Origin of the sequence: Streptococcus sp. k-163, assembly GCF_013277555.1 — a bacterium.
Taxonomy (GTDB): Bacteria; Bacillota; Bacilli; order Lactobacillales; family Streptococcaceae; genus Streptococcus.
This window is the reverse complement of sequence record NZ_VMND01000009.1, coordinates 42,385-58,595: the sequence shown is the minus strand read 5'-3', so window position 1 is coordinate 58,595 and position 16,211 is coordinate 42,385. Positions and strand designations below refer to the sequence as shown.

15 protein-coding genes and 1 pseudogene are annotated in these 16,211 nt (G+C 41.7%); 15 read left to right on the top strand and 1 reads right to left on the bottom strand.

The features are described 5' to 3' along the window. The first annotated feature begins 9 nt into the window (after positions 1–9). The 3 genes from recA (at position 10) to HT731_RS03115 (ending at position 3,474) form a co-directional block, all read left to right on the top strand. Complete coding sequence (gene recA / locus HT731_RS03125) at positions 10–1,176, top strand: recombinase RecA (RefSeq protein ID WP_173277617.1); 1,167 nt, start codon at positions 10–12, stop codon at positions 1,174–1,176. A 114-nt stretch (positions 1,177–1,290) separates the two neighbouring features. Beyond that, positions 1,291–2,661, top strand: coding sequence for an MATE family efflux transporter (locus HT731_RS03120; protein ID WP_173277615.1), 1,371 nt, complete (start codon positions 1,291–1,293; stop codon positions 2,659–2,661). Between the two features lie 96 nt (positions 2,662–2,757). Beyond that, positions 2,758–3,474, top strand: coding sequence for a YebC/PmpR family DNA-binding transcriptional regulator (locus tag HT731_RS03115; RefSeq protein ID WP_000532877.1), 717 nt, complete (start codon positions 2,758–2,760; stop codon positions 3,472–3,474). A 49-nt stretch (positions 3,475–3,523) separates the two neighbouring features. Here HT731_RS03115 and HT731_RS03110 read toward each other — a convergent pair. Further along, positions 3,524–4,170, bottom strand: a pseudogene (locus HT731_RS03110) (DUF308 domain-containing protein). Between the two features lie 213 nt (positions 4,171–4,383). Between HT731_RS03110 and HT731_RS03105 the strand changes: the two are divergent. From HT731_RS03105 to ilvC, 12 genes are all read left to right on the top strand, one after another. Further along, on the top strand, positions 4,384–4,836 hold the full coding sequence (locus tag HT731_RS03105; RefSeq protein ID WP_061758882.1) for a MarR family transcriptional regulator: 453 nt from the start codon (positions 4,384–4,386) through the stop codon (positions 4,834–4,836). Continuing rightward, on the top strand, positions 4,829–6,598 hold the full coding sequence (locus tag HT731_RS03100; RefSeq protein WP_173277613.1) for an ABC transporter ATP-binding protein: 1,770 nt from the start codon (positions 4,829–4,831) through the stop codon (positions 6,596–6,598). The genes HT731_RS03105 and HT731_RS03100 overlap by 8 nt, the downstream gene beginning before the upstream one ends. Then, a complete protein-coding gene (locus HT731_RS03095) occupies positions 6,588–8,348 on the top strand; it encodes an ABC transporter ATP-binding protein (protein WP_173277611.1) in 1,761 nt (586 codons plus the stop codon). Before HT731_RS03100 ends, HT731_RS03095 begins: the two co-directional genes overlap by 11 nt. 95 nt (positions 8,349–8,443) lie before the next feature. Then, positions 8,444–8,947 carry a phosphatase PAP2 family protein gene (locus HT731_RS03090; protein WP_173277608.1) on the top strand — a complete coding sequence of 168 codons (504 nt, stop codon included), beginning with the start codon at positions 8,444–8,446 and terminating at the stop codon, positions 8,945–8,947. A 113-nt stretch (positions 8,948–9,060) separates the two neighbouring features. Next, positions 9,061–9,507: a LytTR family DNA-binding domain-containing protein gene (locus HT731_RS03085; RefSeq protein ID WP_000776604.1), complete on the top strand. Its 447-nt coding sequence runs from the start codon at positions 9,061–9,063 to the stop codon at positions 9,505–9,507. 4 nt (positions 9,508–9,511) lie between these two features. Then, complete coding sequence (locus tag HT731_RS03080) at positions 9,512–10,186, top strand: membrane protein (RefSeq protein ID WP_049539213.1); 675 nt, start codon at positions 9,512–9,514, stop codon at positions 10,184–10,186. A 105-nt stretch (positions 10,187–10,291) separates the two neighbouring features. Further along, a complete protein-coding gene (gene rpmB / locus HT731_RS03075; protein ID WP_001140948.1) occupies positions 10,292–10,480 on the top strand; it encodes a 50S ribosomal protein L28 in 189 nt (62 codons plus the stop codon). 156 nt (positions 10,481–10,636) lie between these two features. Further along, a complete protein-coding gene (locus HT731_RS03070; RefSeq protein WP_033680760.1) occupies positions 10,637–11,002 on the top strand; it encodes an Asp23/Gls24 family envelope stress response protein in 366 nt (121 codons plus the stop codon). 2 nt (positions 11,003–11,004) lie between these two features. Further along, positions 11,005–12,672, top strand: a complete 1,668-nt coding sequence (locus HT731_RS03065) for a DAK2 domain-containing protein (RefSeq protein ID WP_173277606.1) — start codon at positions 11,005–11,007, stop codon at positions 12,670–12,672. 201 nt (positions 12,673–12,873) lie between these two features. Continuing rightward, the gene (locus tag HT731_RS03060; protein ID WP_000411735.1) at positions 12,874–14,574 is read left to right on the top strand and encodes an acetolactate synthase large subunit; all 1,701 of its coding nucleotides are present in this window, start codon (positions 12,874–12,876) and stop codon (positions 14,572–14,574) included. Then, positions 14,567–15,043: an acetolactate synthase small subunit gene (gene ilvN, locus HT731_RS03055; protein WP_001253803.1), complete on the top strand. Its 477-nt coding sequence runs from the start codon at positions 14,567–14,569 to the stop codon at positions 15,041–15,043. Before HT731_RS03060 ends, ilvN begins: the two co-directional genes overlap by 8 nt. 66 nt (positions 15,044–15,109) lie before the next feature. Next, on the top strand, positions 15,110–16,132 hold the full coding sequence (gene ilvC, locus HT731_RS03050; protein WP_061758875.1) for a ketol-acid reductoisomerase: 1,023 nt from the start codon (positions 15,110–15,112) through the stop codon (positions 16,130–16,132). The last annotated feature ends 79 nt before the right edge of the window (positions 16,133–16,211 follow it).

Below are 16,211 nucleotides of genomic sequence, written 5' to 3'. Positions count from 1 at the left end.
GAGAATAGAATGGCGAAAAAACCAAAAAAATTAGAAGAAATTTCAAAAAAATTTGGGGCAGAACGTGAAAAGGCCTTGAATGACGCTCTCAAATTGATTGAGAAAGACTTTGGTAAAGGATCAATCATGCGTTTGGGTGAACGTGCGGAGCAAAAGGTGCAAGTGATGAGCTCAGGCTCCTTGGCGCTTGACATTGCCCTTGGTTCAGGTGGTTATCCTAAGGGACGTATCATCGAAATCTATGGACCAGAGTCATCTGGTAAGACAACGGTTGCCCTTCATGCAGTTGCGCAAGCGCAAAAAGAAGGTGGGATTGCAGCCTTTATCGATGCGGAACATGCCCTCGATCCAGCTTATGCTGCAGCCCTTGGTGTCAACATTGACGAATTGCTCTTGTCCCAACCAGACTCAGGAGAGCAAGGTCTTGAGATTGCAGGAAAATTGATTGATTCAGGTGCTGTAGATCTTGTCGTGGTCGACTCAGTTGCAGCCCTTGTCCCTCGTGCGGAAATTGATGGAGATATCGGTGATAGCCACGTTGGTTTGCAGGCTCGTATGATGAGCCAGGCCATGCGTAAACTTGGTGCTTCTATTAATAAAACCAAAACAATTGCCATCTTTATCAACCAATTGCGTGAAAAAGTTGGGGTTATGTTTGGAAATCCAGAAACAACTCCTGGTGGACGTGCTTTGAAATTCTATGCTTCAGTACGTTTGGATGTTCGTGGAAGCACACAAATCAAGGGAACGGGTGACCAAAAAGATACCAATGTCGGTAAGGAAACCAAGATTAAGGTCGTGAAAAACAAGGTGGCTCCACCATTTAAAGAAGCTTTCGTTGAAATCATGTACGGAGAAGGGATTTCTAAGACTGGTGAACTGTTGAAGATCGCAAGCGATTTGGATATCATCAAAAAAGCAGGAGCTTGGTACTCTTACAAGGATGAGAAAATCGGGCAGGGTTCTGAAAATGCTAAGAAATACTTGGCAGATCACCCAGAAGTCTTTGATGAAATCGACCATCAAGTCCGTGTTCAATTTGGTTTGATTGATGGAGAAGAAGCTTCTGCAGAAGGTGTTGAAACTAAAAAAGATGAGGCAGTTCAAGCAGACTCTGTGAATGAAGAAGTAATACTTGACCTAGGCGACGAGCTTGAAATCGAAATTGAAGAATAAGCTGTTAAAGTAGTGGAGAAATCCTCTACTTTTTCGATTTTTTGTTCAAATTTTCAGATTGCCTATAGTTTGCTGTTTCTTGTTGCTCCTCTAGAAAGCTGATATAATAGCCTTATGAATAAAAAACGAACAGTGGACCTGATACATGGTCCGATTCTTCCTTCGCTCTTAAGCTTCGCCTTCCCAATCTTGCTATCAAATATTTTTCAACAGCTCTATAATACTGCTGATGTCTTGATTGTTGGACGATTTCTTGGTCAAGAATCCTTGGCGGCGGTAGGAGCGACAACAGCGATTTTTGACTTGATTGTAGGTTTTACTCTTGGTGTTGGCAATGGCATGGGGATTGTCATTGCCCGTTATTACGGGGCTCGGAATTTTATAAAAATTAAGGAAGCAGTAGCAGCCACCTGGATTTTAGGTGCTCTTTTGAGTATTGTAGTTATGCTGCTGGGATTTGTCGGTCTGTATCCACTCTTGCAATATTTAGATACTCCTGCAGAAATCCTTCCCCAGTCCTATCAATATATTTCTATGATTGTGACCTGTGTAGGTGTCAGCTTTGCTTATAATCTTTTTGCAGGCTTGTTGCGGTCTATTGGGGACAGTCTAGCTGCCCTTGGATTTTTGATTTTTTCTGCTATGGTTAATGTGGTTCTGGATCTCTATTTTATTACACAATTGCATCTGGGAGTTCAATCCGCGGGACTTGCTACCATTATTTCGCAAGGCTTATCAGCGGTTCTTTGCTTTTATTATATCCGTAAGAGTGTGCCTGAGCTACTCCCTCAGCTCAAGCATTTCAAATGGGATAAGACCTTGTACGTGGATCTCTTGGAACAAGGTTTGGCTATGGGCTTGATGAGTTCAATTGTATCTATTGGCAGTGTGATTTTGCAATCTTCTGTTAATACCTTTGGTGCCGTAATTATTAGTGCCCAGACGGCAGCACGCCGTATTATGGCTTTCGCCCTTCTTCCTATGACCGCTATTTCTGCCTCGATGACGACCTTTGCTTCTCAGAATTTAGGAGCTAAGCGACCAGACCGCATTGTTCAAGGCCTTCGAATCGGCAGTCGTTTAAGCATGTCCTGGGCAGTTTTGGTTTGTATCTTCCTCTTTTTTGCCAGTCCAGCCTTGGTTTCCTTCTTGGCTAGTTCGACAGATGGTTACTTGATAGAAAATGGAAGTCTCTATCTGCAAATCAGCTCAGCTTTTTATCCTATTTTGAGTCTCTTGTTGATTTATCGCAATTGTTTGCAGGGCTTGGGGCAAAAGATCCTTCCTCTAGTTTCTAGCTTTATTGAACTAATCGGGAAAATCGCTTTTGTGGTCTTGATTATCCCTTGGGCTGGCTATAAGGGAGTTATCCTTTGCGAACCCCTCATCTGGGTTGCCATGACTATTCAGCTGTACTTCTCACTGTTTCGCCACCCCTTGATAAAAGAAGGCAAGGAAATCTTGGCAACTAAGGTACCATCCTAGCTTGATTTGCTAAATAAAATCCATTTCCTCTAGTGAAAATCGAAAAAACTTGTGTTATAATAAGAAAGATTAAAATGTGAAAAAAGGAGATTCCTAATGGGACGTAAATGGGCCAATATCGTAGCCAAGAAAACGGCTAAAGATGGAGCTAACTCTAAAGTATATGCAAAATTTGGTGTAGAAATCTATGTAGCAGCTAAAAAAGGTGATCCAGATCCAGAATCAAACTCAGCCTTGAAATTCGTTATCGACCGTGCTAAACAAGCTCAAGTGCCAAAACACGTTATCGATAAAGCAATTGATAAAGCAAAAGGAAACACAGACGAAACCTTTACAGAAGGACGTTACGAAGGTTTTGGACCAAATGGTTCTATGCTGATTGTTGATACTTTGACTTCAAATGTCAACCGTACAGCGGCTAATGTCCGTGCAGCTTTTGGTAAAAATGGCGGAAACATGGGCGCTTCAGGTTCGGTTTCATACCTCTTTGACAACAAGGGAGTTATCGTATTTGCAGGTGAAGATGCCGATGCAGTCTTTGAGCAATTGCTAGAAGCAGATGTGGATGTGGATGATGTAGAAGCAGAAGAAGGTACAATCACAGTTTACACAGCTCCAACTGATCTTCATAAGGCTATCGTTGCCCTTCGTGAGTCAGGTATCGAAGAATTCCAAGTTACTGAATTGGAAATGATACCTCAGTCAGAAGTGGAATTGTCAGGCGATGACCTTGAAACCTTTGAAAAACTATACAGCGTTCTTGAAGACGACGAAGACGTACAAAAAATCTACACAAACGTAGATGGATTCTAATAGAAAAACGAACAGTTTTACTAGCTGTTCGTTTTTTTGATATTTGAACTTAGAATCTGGTTTCAGAATCGTTTTGTTGCTTGCTTTTTTCTAGACCTAGATCGACTGATGTTTTTGGACGAGCAAGAGCTCTCCATCGTCCTGTTTTGCAAAAGTTAAGGTAACAGTCTTGATCTTGTCTCCAATGGAGATATAGGAGATTTTTTTCGTATTGTAACCCCCAAGAGTGAAGTCAAACTCGGAATCTGGCTGTCCATGTTTGTTGATAATATCCTCGTAGTTGGTACCACCTTTTCCTTTGTTGTCAAGGTCACCTTCGATTAAGGCGTCGAACTGTTCTTGGGTCCAGGCGAAGGTATCGTCTGTCAAGCCGCTTTTTTCTTTGCGTTCCATTGATGCACTCGTATCCATGTAGGAACGGTTAAACTCCTTGGCATACTCTTTGTAGACATCAGTGTATAGTACCTGAGTCGTAAAGAAAAGTACAACAGAGGCAACTGCCAGGGATGTTCCGATAATAGCCATTGTTTTCCGTTTTTTGAGGTTGACGATAAGGCCGATAATCCCCAAGATAAATGCGACGATGCCAATGAACAACGATAGATAGTTAATAAATGGGATCCAGGATCCTAAAAGTGCGATGGCTCCAAAAATGGTTGCTAAGATTCCTAAAACTCTTTGTTCTTTTGGTTTCATTTGAAAGTTTTCTCTCTTCATTAAGTGAATGGATTTCTATCCACAGTAGTTAGTGCTTATTATATAAAAGATATTGCCTAATGTCAATTTAAACTAAGATAGTTCTCATGAAAACTTTTTCTTGACATCTCTTTTCAAAGTGATAAAATAGTTCTCATGAAAACTTATTTAGTTCCTAGGAGAACTAAATGTGATAGTTAGAAAGGAGTTAGTATGGATAAACCGATGTTAGTTTTTAAGCGTTTTGGTCATCAGATTCACCTGATGGTGCAAAAGGAAGCCAAACGTTGTGGTATTGAATTTATGGGTGGGCCTCAAGGTCAGGTTGTGCGTTTTTTGGATAATCGTGAGAAAAACCAAGACTTGGTCTTGATTAAGGATATCGAGCAAGAACTCAATATTACCAAGTCTGTTGCTAGTAATTTGGTCAAGCGTATGGTGCAAAATGGTTTGGTGGAACTGGAGGCGAGTCCTAGCGATAAGCGGGCTAAATTTGTTCGTCTGACGGAAAAATCACGTTCTCAGATGCAACAGATCAAGGCCTTCTTTGAACGCATTGAAAAGCAGTTGATGGAAGACATTGATGAAGATGAATTACTGATTTTTGAGAAAGTTCTCGGTCAACTACAGGAAAATATCAAGGGAATAGGAGGAGAGAATGAATAAATTAGCCAAACGAATTAGTGGAAAAGAATGGGGGATGATTTTACTAGCCATTCTCTTTACCTGTTTTTCGGTCTATCTGGAGTTGGAAGTGCCGACCTATATCTCTAAAATCACGGATTTACTGGGAACTCAAGGAACTAATTTAGATGAGTTGTGGCAGCCAGCAAGTATGATGGTTGGAATGTCCTTTCTTGCCTTCTTGTCCGCAGTTGCAGTTGGATTTTTTGCGTCCAGAGTAGCTGCTTCCTATACTAGTAGGCTGAGAAGTGATATTTTTAACCGAGTTTTAGACTACTCGCAGACAGAGATTAAGAAATTCTCTATTCCCAGTCTTCTAACTCGTACTACCAATGATATTACTCAGGTTCAGATGTTGATTACTATGGGCTTGCAAGTAGTTACTCGTGGTCCAATTATGGCTATCTGGGCTATCGGGAAGATTTTAGGTCATTCAGAATACTGGCTCTGGGCCGTACTTGTGGCAGTGATTGTCAACGTTTTGATGACAACAGTTTTGATGACGCTAGCCTTTCCGAAACAGTCCTTGATTCAAAGTCTGACTGATAAACTGAACAGTATTACTCGTGAGAGTTTAACAGGTATTCGTGTCGTTCGCGCCTACAATGCAGAGGATTACCAAAATGAAAAATTTGCGGTAGCAAATGATGAATTGACACGCTTGAATTTGTTTGTCAACCGTCTTATGGCTATTTTGAACCCTATCATGATGGGGATTTCAAGTGGTTTGAGTGTGGTGATTTACTGGATTGGGGCCTATGTGATTAACGACGCTGCTCCGATAGCGCGTCTGCCTCTCTTTAGTGACATGATTGTTTTCATGTCTTATGCCATGCAGGTTGTTATGGGCTTCCTTCTCATGGGGGCGCTCTTCATCGTTCTTCCTCGAACCATGGTCTCTGCCAAGCGGATTAATCAGGTTTTAGATTTGCATTCTTCTATCCAAAATCCTGCTCAAGTGCAGTTGGCTGACGAAAACCTCAAAGGTCAGGTCGAGTTTAAGGATGTGACCTTCCGCTATGCGGCAAATTCGGAGGTGGTCATTGAGAATGTTAGCTTTAGAGCAGAAGCTGGTCAAACAGTGGCCTTTATTGGGTCAACAGGTTCTGGTAAATCAACTCTGGTCAATCTGATTCCACGTTTCTACGATGTGTCAGAAGGAGAAATTCTGGTGGACGGTGTCAATGTTCAAGACTGTGCCTTAGAAGATTTGCGCAACAAGGTTGGTTATATTCCTCAGAAAGCGGTTCTCTTTTCAGGTGATGTTAAGGGCAATTTGGACTTTGGACAGAGTCAAGAAACACCACTTAGCGAGCAGGCTATGTGGCAAGCCTTGGAGTTGGCCCAGTCTAAGAACTTTATCGAAGACAAGGAAGCGGGCTTAGAGTCAGAAGTGGCCCAAGGAGGAACCAACTTCTCAGGTGGTCAAAGACAGCGTCTGGCCATTGCGCGTGCCTTGGCTCGTAAGCCAGAAATCCTCATCTTTGATGATTCCTTCTCGGCCTTGGACTATAAGACAGACCGTGTCCTACGCCAAGAACTAGCAGAGAAAACCAAGTCTATGACCAAGCTTATCGTTGCACAGCGTATTTCAACGATTATGGATGCAGATTTGATTTTGGTCTTGGATCAAGGAAAAGTCGTGGGACAAGGCACCCACAAGGAACTTCTAGATAATAACGAAGTTTACCAAGAAATTGCCTATTCACAATTATCGAAGGAGGAATTGGAACATGGAAAATAAAAAACTGTCGCTCTGGAAACAGAGTAAACCCTATCTTGCAGGTCTCCAGTTTGCCCTTCTAATTGCCTTTCTAGCAACAATCTTATCCAATATCATTACTGTATATGGGCCAACCCGTATCAAGGAAATGACCAATATTATTGCAAGTGGTCTAGAAACAAGTGTGGATGTCGCTGCGGTTGCGGCCATTGGTAGTTTTTTAGCCATCATCTATGTAATCGGGCTTCTATCAAATTATTTGCAGGCCTTTCTGTTTACATCAGCCATTCAACGTTTTTCAGAGCGTTTGAGAACAGCTATTGCAGATAAAATCAATCGCCTACCATTGAGATATTTTGATGGACACTCTCAAGGGGATACCTTGTCTCGTGTAACCAATGACGTTGACACTGCAGCTCAGTCCCTCAATCAAAGTCTAGGAACAGTTCTCTCATCTAGTTTACTGGTCGTGGCGGTCTTAGTAACCATGTTTGGCATGAACTGGATTTTAGCTTTGGTGACGGTTGTTTCAACTCTCATTGGTTTTGCTTTCGTGTCTGTCTTTATGGGCAAATCACAGGGATTCTTTAAGAGTCAGCAACAGGATTTGGCAGCTGTCAATGGCTATGTGGAAGAAATGTACTCTGGCCATAATGTGGTAACCAGTTACAATGCTATCGAGAGCACGAAAGAAGAATTTGCGACATTAAACCATCGTCTGTATGACAGTATCTGGAAATCTCAGTTTATTTCAGGGATTATGATGCCGATTATGATGTTCATTGGGAACTTTAGTTATGCCTTGGTGATTATCGTTGGCGCAGCCTTGGCTCTGAATGGTCAGATTAGTATCGGGATTATCGTTGCCTTTATGGCCTACGTTCGTATCTTTTCTCAGCCTCTTTCACAAATTGCCCAAGGGATTACTAGTCTTCAGCAGGCTAGCGCAGCCATGGGGCGTGTCTTCGAATTCCTAGCTGAAGAGGAAATGGAAGACGAATCTCATAAAGAAAGACAATTGAGCGATATGAAAGGGCAAGTGGTCTTTGATCGAGTCTCCTTTGGTTATACACCAGAGCGAACCATTATTCATGACTTTTCTGCGACCGCTCATGCAGGTCAAAAGGTTGCGATTGTCGGACCGACTGGGGCTGGTAAGACAACTATTGTCAATCTTTTGATGAAGTTCTATGAGATTGATAAGGGAAGTATCCGCATTGATGGTGTGGATACCAAGGAGATGAAGCGTTCGGAAGTACACGATGCCTTTTCAATGGTCTTGCAGGATACATGGCTCTTTGAAGGAACCATTCGCGACAATCTTATCTATAACCAAATAGGGATTAGTGATGAGTGCGTGATTGAAGCCAGTAAGGCTGTAGGGATTCACCACTTTATCATGACTCTACCAGATGGTTACGATACCGTCTTGGATGATACAGTGACCTTGTCTGTCGGACAAAAACAACTCTTGACCATTGCTCGTGCTTTGCTGAAAGATGCGCCGCTCTTGATTTTGGATGAGGCGACCTCTTCGGTTGATACCCGTACAGAGGAATTGATCCAGAAAGCCATGGACCGATTGATGGAGGGAAGAACTTCCTTTGTCATCGCCCACCGCTTGTCTACTATCCGAAATGCTGATTTGATTCTTGTCATGAAAGATGGCAATATCATCGAACAAGGAAATCATGATGAGTTGATGGCACAAGGAGGCTTCTACGCTGATCTTTATAACAGTCAGTTTACAGAAGACGAAGCAGAAGAATAAATCGAAAGAAGGCTTGACGGCCTTCTTTTTCTGCACTATACTAGAAGACGAGTGCTTCCCTATAAGCAAAATTTGAGTAAGTGATGAAAAAATATATGAAAAATTATCAAGAATGGTATGGACACGTTGCTGGTAAGATTAAAAATAAGCCCTTTCTTCTGAGCTTGTTAAGAGCTTTCAATCGGTTCATGACCGTAGTTATGCCTATAGTTTATCTAACCTTGTTAGTCGCCACCTATTTCCAAGAAGGACTTGGGAAACAAATCTGGATGTATTTTTTTGTCCCTGCGTCAGGTTTTGTGATGTTGTCCCTTCTCCGTAAGAAAATCAATGCTCCTAGGCCTTATGAAGTTTGGGAAATTGTACCGCTACTAGACAGAGATAGTCCTGGTCAGTCTATGCCTAGTCGTCATGTCTTTTCAGCCACCATTATCTCCATGGCTTGCTTACATGCTAGTTTATCCGTAGGGGTTATCTTGTTGATCTTATCAGCCATCCTCGGTCTAGTAAGAGTCCTAGGTGGTGTCCATTATCCCAAGGATGTAGTGGTTGGTTATATTTATGGTCTTGTGTGGGGTGTGATTTTCTTTCTATTTTGACCTGTAAGTTAAGGCGGTCCTAGAACCACTTACGTGGCTAAAGTAACCACTTGCTTTTTTGCTCTTGTTTTCTTATTTTTCCTTTGATATAGTAGAGTCAGAAAGGAGATGGAATGAAGTTACGAATCGAAATTGATAGCAATTTAGAGGAAACTGAAATTGTCATCAAGGCAGCGGCCTTGACAGATGAGATTGCGGATTTACAGCGACTCTTACAAGAGTCCAAGTCTCCTAGGTTGATTTTTTACAAAGGGACGGGTGAATATTATCTGGACTTGTCGGAAATTCTCTTCTTTGAGACAGAAGGGAACAAGATTTACGCCCATACCCAGAAAGATGCCTACGAAGTTCGGCTTAAACTCTATGAGTTAGAGGCTATCCTTCCTCGTTATTTTAGTCGGGTATCCAAGTCAACGATCGCTAATATTCGGCAAGTCTATTCGGTGGACAAGTCCTTTTCAGGAACGGGCACCATTTCCTTCTATCAGACCCACAAGGAGGTTCATGTCTCACGGCATTACCAATCCCTCCTAAAAGAAAATCTAAGAAACATGAGGTAAGAACATGAAAAAGAAAGCATTTGGTATTGTGTTGCTTATTTTTGCAGCTGTAATATTATTACAAGGAAATTTTGGAATCCCTTCTCTTGGAGGGCAAATTTGGCCCTTGATTGGTATTGCTTTTTTTGCCTACCAATCAGTTGGAGCTTTGTTACGTCGCCACTTAACCTCAGCCTCTTTTACAGCTCTAGTAGCCCTCATGATTGCTAACCACTTTTATGATATTTTACCGATTCCAAATCAGTCTTTATTTTGGGCTAGTATTTTAATCGTAATGGGTGTCAGCGCACTCACTCATTCTAACAGAACTTGGAATGGAAAAAAATGGTGGTATGATGGTGAAAAGACCATTCTTACAGATAAGGAAGTCGCTTTTGGGACTGGGACTTTCTACAAGCAAGACCAAGAATTGGTAGAAGACCAAGTTGAAGTTGGTTTTGGGAATGCCAAGATATATTATGACAATGCAGAGATGTTAGGTGATAGTGCAACACTGAAAGTGGAAGTTGGTTTTGGCAATGCAGTTATCTATGTTCCTCAACATTGGAGAGTTGATTTAAAGGTGGAAACTTTCTGTGGTGTAGCCAAGGCAGATACTTCTCTAGCCCCAACCAGCAAAACTTTGATTATCCGTGGGGATGTGGCTTTTGGAAAGTTGGGAATTGTCTACGTTAAATAAAAAAATCTTCCAATTCCCTTGCAAAAATGAAGAAAGTGTGATAACATAGTACGGTATGTGGTGCTAGCACATCCGCTATATTAGATCTAATAGGAGGAAAACACAATGGCTAAAGTATGTTACTTTACAGGTCGTAAGACTGTATCAGGAAACAACCGTTCACACGCGATGAACCAAACAAAACGTGCCGTAAAACCAAACCTTCAAAAAGTTACTGTTCTTATCGATGGTAAACCTAAAAAAGTTTGGGCTTCAGCTCGTGCTTTGAAATCAGGTAAAGTTGAACGCGTTTAATAATAAAAGCAAAGGAGACCTTAGGGTCTTTTTTCTTTTGTTGTGGGTATAAAATCATTTGAAAAACGGAGTAAATATCCGCTGAGACAGTATTCTGCTTTTACACTTGGGCTGAAATATGATAAAATAGAGTATCAACTAGTTGAGGTAAAAAGGATGACTGTAAAAATTAATACAAAAGATGGTCAAATCGAACTAACAGATGAAGTGATTGCAACTATCGTAGGTGGTGCAACAACTGAGATTTTTGGTGTGGTCGGTATGGCTAGTAAAAATGCCCTCAAAGATAATTTCCAAGCCCTTCTAGGTAAGGAAAATTATTCCAAAGGTGTTGTCGTAAAGGCAGCCGAAGATGGCAGTATTGCAGTTGATGTATATACCGTGTTGAGCTACGGAACAAAGATTAGCGAAGTGTCAAAAAACATTCAAGAGCGTGTTCGTTTTAGTTTGGAAAACCAACTTGGAATTACTGCTCAGACTGTAAATGTCTACATTCAAAATATCAAAGTTGTAGGAGAATAACCGTGTCAAAAATTACTACTAGCTTATTTCAAGAAATGGTGCAGGCTGCATCAACTCGCTTGAATAAGCAAGCTGAATATGTCAATTCATTAAACGTCTTTCCAGTTCCAGATGGAGATACTGGAACAAACATGGGAATGACCATTGAAAATGGAGCTAAAGAAGTTGCAGACAAGCCAGCTTCTACAGTTGGAGAGGTAGCGAGCATTCTTGCCAAAGGTCTTTTGATGGGTGCGCGTGGGAACTCAGGAGTTATTACGTCTCAGCTTTTCCGTGGATTTTCACAAGCTATCAAGGATAAAGACGAGTTAACAGGTCAAGACTTGGCCCTTGCCTTCCAATCAGGTGTGGAAGTTGCCTATAAGGCAGTTATGAAACCTGTTGAAGGAACGATTTTGACAGTTTCTCGTGGGGCTGCTATCGGTGCTAAGAAAAAAGCTGAGCAAACAGATGATGCTATTGAAGTCATGCGCGCAGCCTTGGAAGGTGCTAAAACAGCTCTAGCTAAAACGCCAGACATGCTTCCAGTATTGAAAGAAGTTGGCGTTGTGGATTCAGGTGGTCAAGGTCTGGTCTTCATCTACGAAGGTTTCCTTTCAGCCCTTACTGGTGAATATATCGCATCTGAGGACTTTGTAGCGACTCCTGCCAACATGAGTGAAATGATTAATGCAGAGCACCACAAGTCTGTAGCTGGTCATGTAGCGACTGAGGACATCACCTTTGGTTACTGTACTGAAATCATGGTAGCTCTTAAGCAAGGTCCAACCTATGCCAAAGATTTTGACTACGACGAATTCCGTAACTACTTGAATGAGCTTGGGGATTCTCTCCTTGTTGTCAATGATGATGAAATTGTCAAAGTCCATGTCCATACAGAAGATCCAGGACTTGTTATGCAAGAAGGTCTTAAATATGGTAGCTTGGTCAAGGTAAAAGTTGACAATATGCGCAACCAACACGAAGCACAGGTTGAGAAAGAAGCTGCCCAAGTTAGCAAGCCTGCTGAAGAAAAAGAGTATGCTTTGATTGCTGTAGTGGCTGGTAAAGGTCTAGCAGATATCTTCCGTTCTCAAGGTGTGGATTATGTTATCGAAGGTGGTCAAACCATGAACCCTTCAACTGAAGACTTTATCAAGGCTGTTGAACAGGTCAACGCTCGTAACATCATCTTCCTGCCAAACAATAAAAACATCTTCATGGCAGCTCAATCTGCAGCGGAAGTTTTGGAGCAACCAGCAGTAGTGGTAGAAGCTCGTACTCTTCCTCAAGGTTTGACAAGTCTTCTTGCCTTTGATCCAAGCAAGTCCATCGAAGAAAATCAAGAGCGTATGACTGCTGCTCTTAGCGATGTCGTTAGCGGAAGCGTCACAACAGCCGTTCGTGATACAACCATTGATGGTTTAGAAATCCATGAAAATGATAATCTTGGTATGGTGGATGGGAAAATCCTCGTGTCAAACCCTGATATGCACCAAACCTTGACAGAAACCTTGAAACATATGTTGGATGAAGACAGTGAAATCGTAACCTTCTATATCGGTGAAGATGGAAGCGAGGAACTTGCCAATGAAATTGCCCAAGAAATCGCAGAAGAATTCGAAGACGTTGAAGTTGAGATTCACCAAGGCCAACAACCAGTTTACCCATACCTATTTAGTGTGGAATAAGATTAATGAAGGACTGAGAAATCAGTTCTTTTTTATTTGATAGTAAATGAAATCGGTATCTTTTTTAATAAAAACAAAAATAACATTCATAAATAAACGTTAAAATAGAAAATTCAGAAAATTTCTTCTTTTCTCTTGAAAAATCTTGAAAAAATGGTATGATAGTAACAAGTTATTTTTAAGAGGAAAGAAAGGGGAACAATGGAGAAAATCAGTTTAGAATCTCCTAAGACGGGGTCGGACCTAGTTTTGGAAACACTTCGTGATTTAGGAATTGATACCATCTTTGGTTATCCTGGTGGTGCAGTCTTGCCTTTTTATGATGCGATATATAATTTTAAAGGCATTCGCCACATTTTAGGACGCCATGAGCAAGGTTGTTTGCATGAAGCTGAAGGTTATGCTAAATCAACTGGAAAGTTGGGTGTTGCCGTCGTCACTAGCGGACCGGGAGCAACAAATGCCATTACAGGGATTGCGGATGCCATGAGCGATAGCGTTCCCCTTTTGGTCTTTACAGGTCAGGTGGCGCGAGCAGGGATTGGGAAGGATGCCTTTCAGGAGGCAGACATCGTGGGAATTACCATGCCAATCACTAAGTACAATTACCAAGTTCGTGAGACAGCTGATATTCCGCGTATCATTACGGAAGCTGTCCATATCGCGACTACAGGTCGACCAGGGCCAGTCGTCATTGACCTACCTAAAGACGTATCTGCTTTGGAAACAGACTTCATTTATTCACCAGAAGTGAACCTACCAAGCTATCAACCGACTCTTGAGCCAAATGATATGCAAATCAAGAAAATCTTGAAGCAATTGTCCAAGGCTAAAAAGCCAGTCTTGCTTGCTGGTGGTGGAATTAGCTATGCTGAAGCAGCTGCAGAATTAAATGAATTTGCAGAACGCTATCAAATTCCAGTGGTAACCAGTCTTTTGGGGCAAGGTACGATTGCAACGAGTCACCCACTCTTCCTTGGAATGGGCGGTATGCACGGGTCATTCGCAGCTAATATTGCCATGACGGAAGCGGACTTTATGATTAGTATTGGTTGCCGTTTCGATGACCGCTTGACAGGAAATCCTAAGACCTTCGCTAAGAATGCCAAGGTTGCCCACATTGATATTGACCCTGCCGAGATTGGCAAGATTATCAGTGCAGATATTCCAGTAGTTGGAGATGCTAAGAAAGCCTTGCAAATGTTGCTGGCTGAGCCGACAGTTCATAACAATACTGAGAAATGGATTGAAAAAGTTACTAAAGACAAAAACCGCGTTCGTTCTTATGACAAGAAAGAGCGTGTGGTTCAGCCGCAAGCTGTTATTGAACGAATTGGTGAATTAACTAATGGAGATGCCATTGTGGTAACAGACGTTGGTCAACACCAAATGTGGACAGCTCAGTATTATCCCTACCAAAATGAACGTCAGTTAGTGACTTCAGGTGGTTTGGGAACGATGGGATTCGGAATTCCAGCAGCAATTGGGGCTAAAATTGCTAACCCAGATAAGGAAGTTGTCTTGTTTGTTGGAGATGGCGGTTTCCAAATGACTAACCAGGAATTGGCTATTTTGAACATTTACAAGGTGCCAATCAAGGTGGTTATGCTAAACAACCACTCACTTGGAATGGTTCGCCAGTGGCAGGAATCCTTCTATGAAGGCAGAACATCAGAATCGGTCTTTGATACCCTTCCTGATTTCCAATTGATGGCGCAAGCTTACGGTATTAAAAACTATAAGTTTGACAATCCTGAGACCTTGGCTCAAGATCTTGAAGTGATCACTGAGGATGTACCTATGCTAATCGAGGTAGATATTTCTCGTAAGGAACAGGTGTTACCAATGGTACCAGCTGGTAAGAGTAATCATGAGATGTTGGGGGTGAAGTTCCATGCGTAGAATGTTAACAGCAAAACTACAAAATCGATCAGGAGTCCTCAATCGCTTTACAGGTGTCCTATCTCGTCGTCAGGTTAATATCGAAAGCATCTCTGTTGGAGCGACAGAAGATCCGAATGTATCACGCATCACCATTATTATTGATGTAGCTTCACATGATGAAGTGGAGCAAATCATCAAGCAACTCAATCGTCAGATTGATGTGATTCGCATTCGTGATATTACAGACAAGCCTCATTTGGAGCGCGAGGTGATTTTGGTTAAGATGTCAGCGCCAGCTGAGAAGCGAGCTGAGATTCTAGCGATTATTCAACCTTTCCGTGCAACAGTTGTAGACGTAGCACCAAGCTCGATTACCATTCAGATGACAGGAAATGCTGAAAAGAGTGAAGCTCTATTGAGAGTTATTCGACCATATGGTATTCGTAATATTGCTCGAACTGGTGCAACTGGATTTACCCGTGATTAAAAATCCAACTTAAATTTGTTAAACCGGCCTAAAAGGTAATAAATAATAGAAAAGAGAGAAAAAACTATGGCAGTTCAAATGGAATACGAAAAAGATGTTAAAGTAGCAGCACTTGACGGTAAAAAAATCGCCGTTATCGGTTATGGTTCGCAAGGACATGCGCATGCTCAAAACTTGCGTGATTCAGGTCATGATGTCATTATCGGTGTACGTCCAGGTAAATCTTTTGATAAAGCAAAAGAAGATGGATTTGACACTTACACAGTATCAGAAGCAACTAAATTGGCTGACGTTATCATGATTTTGGCACCAGACGAAATCCAACAAGAATTGTACGAAGCAGAAATCGCGCCAAACTTGGAAGCTGGAAACGCAGTTGGATTTGCTCATGGTTTTAACATCCACTTTGAATTTATCAAAGTTCCTGCGGATGTAGATGTTTTCATGTGTGCACCTAAAGGACCAGGACACTTGGTACGTCGTACTTATGAAGAAGGATTTGGTGTTCCAGCTCTTTACGCAGTATATCAAGATGCAACAGGAAATGCTAAAAACATTGCTATGGACTGGTGTAAAGGTGTTGGAGCAGCTCGTGTAGGTCTTCTTGAAACAACTTACAAAGAAGAAACTGAAGAAGATTTGTTTGGTGAACAAGCTGTACTTTGTGGTGGTTTGACTGCCCTTATCGAAGCAGGTTTCGAAGTCTTGACAGAAGCAGGTTACGCTCCAGAATTGGCTTACTTTGAAGTTCTTCACGAAATGAAATTGATCGTTGATTTGATCTACGAAGGTGGATTCAAGAAAATGCGTCAATCAATTTCAAACACTGCTGAGTACGGTGACTATGTATCAGGTCCACGTGTAATCACTGAACAAGTTAAAGAAAACATGAAAGCTGTCTTGGCAGACATCCAAAATGGTAAATTTGCAAATGACTTTGTAAATGACTACAAAGCTGGACGTCCAAAATTGACTGCTTACCGCGAACAAGCAGCTAACCTTGAAATTGAAAAAGTTGGTGCAGAATTGCGTAAAGCAATGCCTTTCGTTGGTAAAAACGACGATGATGCATTTAAAATCTATAACTAATTGATAGAAATTAAGGTGAAGGCGAGTTGGGGGACTAACTCGCTTTTATAATCAATTCATCTCTCTTTTTAAGAGGATG

Coding starts and splice junctions, on each gene's coding strand:
- recA (WP_173277617.1), top strand. CDS start 10: ATGGCGAAAAAACCAAAAAAATTAGAAGAAATTTCAAAAAAATTTGGG.
- HT731_RS03120 (WP_173277615.1), top strand. CDS start 1,291: ATGAATAAAAAACGAACAGTGGACCTGATACATGGTCCGATTCTTCCT.
- HT731_RS03115 (WP_000532877.1), top strand. CDS start 2,758: ATGGGACGTAAATGGGCCAATATCGTAGCCAAGAAAACGGCTAAAGAT.
- HT731_RS03105 (WP_061758882.1), top strand. CDS start 4,384: ATGGATAAACCGATGTTAGTTTTTAAGCGTTTTGGTCATCAGATTCAC.
- HT731_RS03100 (WP_173277613.1), top strand. CDS start 4,829: ATGAATAAATTAGCCAAACGAATTAGTGGAAAAGAATGGGGGATGATT.
- HT731_RS03095 (WP_173277611.1), top strand. CDS start 6,588: ATGGAAAATAAAAAACTGTCGCTCTGGAAACAGAGTAAACCCTATCTT.
- HT731_RS03090 (WP_173277608.1), top strand. CDS start 8,444: ATGAAAAATTATCAAGAATGGTATGGACACGTTGCTGGTAAGATTAAA.
- HT731_RS03085 (WP_000776604.1), top strand. CDS start 9,061: ATGAAGTTACGAATCGAAATTGATAGCAATTTAGAGGAAACTGAAATT.
- HT731_RS03080 (WP_049539213.1), top strand. CDS start 9,512: ATGAAAAAGAAAGCATTTGGTATTGTGTTGCTTATTTTTGCAGCTGTA.
- rpmB (WP_001140948.1), top strand. CDS start 10,292: ATGGCTAAAGTATGTTACTTTACAGGTCGTAAGACTGTATCAGGAAAC.
- HT731_RS03070 (WP_033680760.1), top strand. CDS start 10,637: ATGACTGTAAAAATTAATACAAAAGATGGTCAAATCGAACTAACAGAT.
- HT731_RS03060 (WP_000411735.1), top strand. CDS start 12,874: ATGGAGAAAATCAGTTTAGAATCTCCTAAGACGGGGTCGGACCTAGTT.
- ilvN (WP_001253803.1), top strand. CDS start 14,567: ATGCGTAGAATGTTAACAGCAAAACTACAAAATCGATCAGGAGTCCTC.
- ilvC (WP_061758875.1), top strand. CDS start 15,110: ATGGCAGTTCAAATGGAATACGAAAAAGATGTTAAAGTAGCAGCACTT.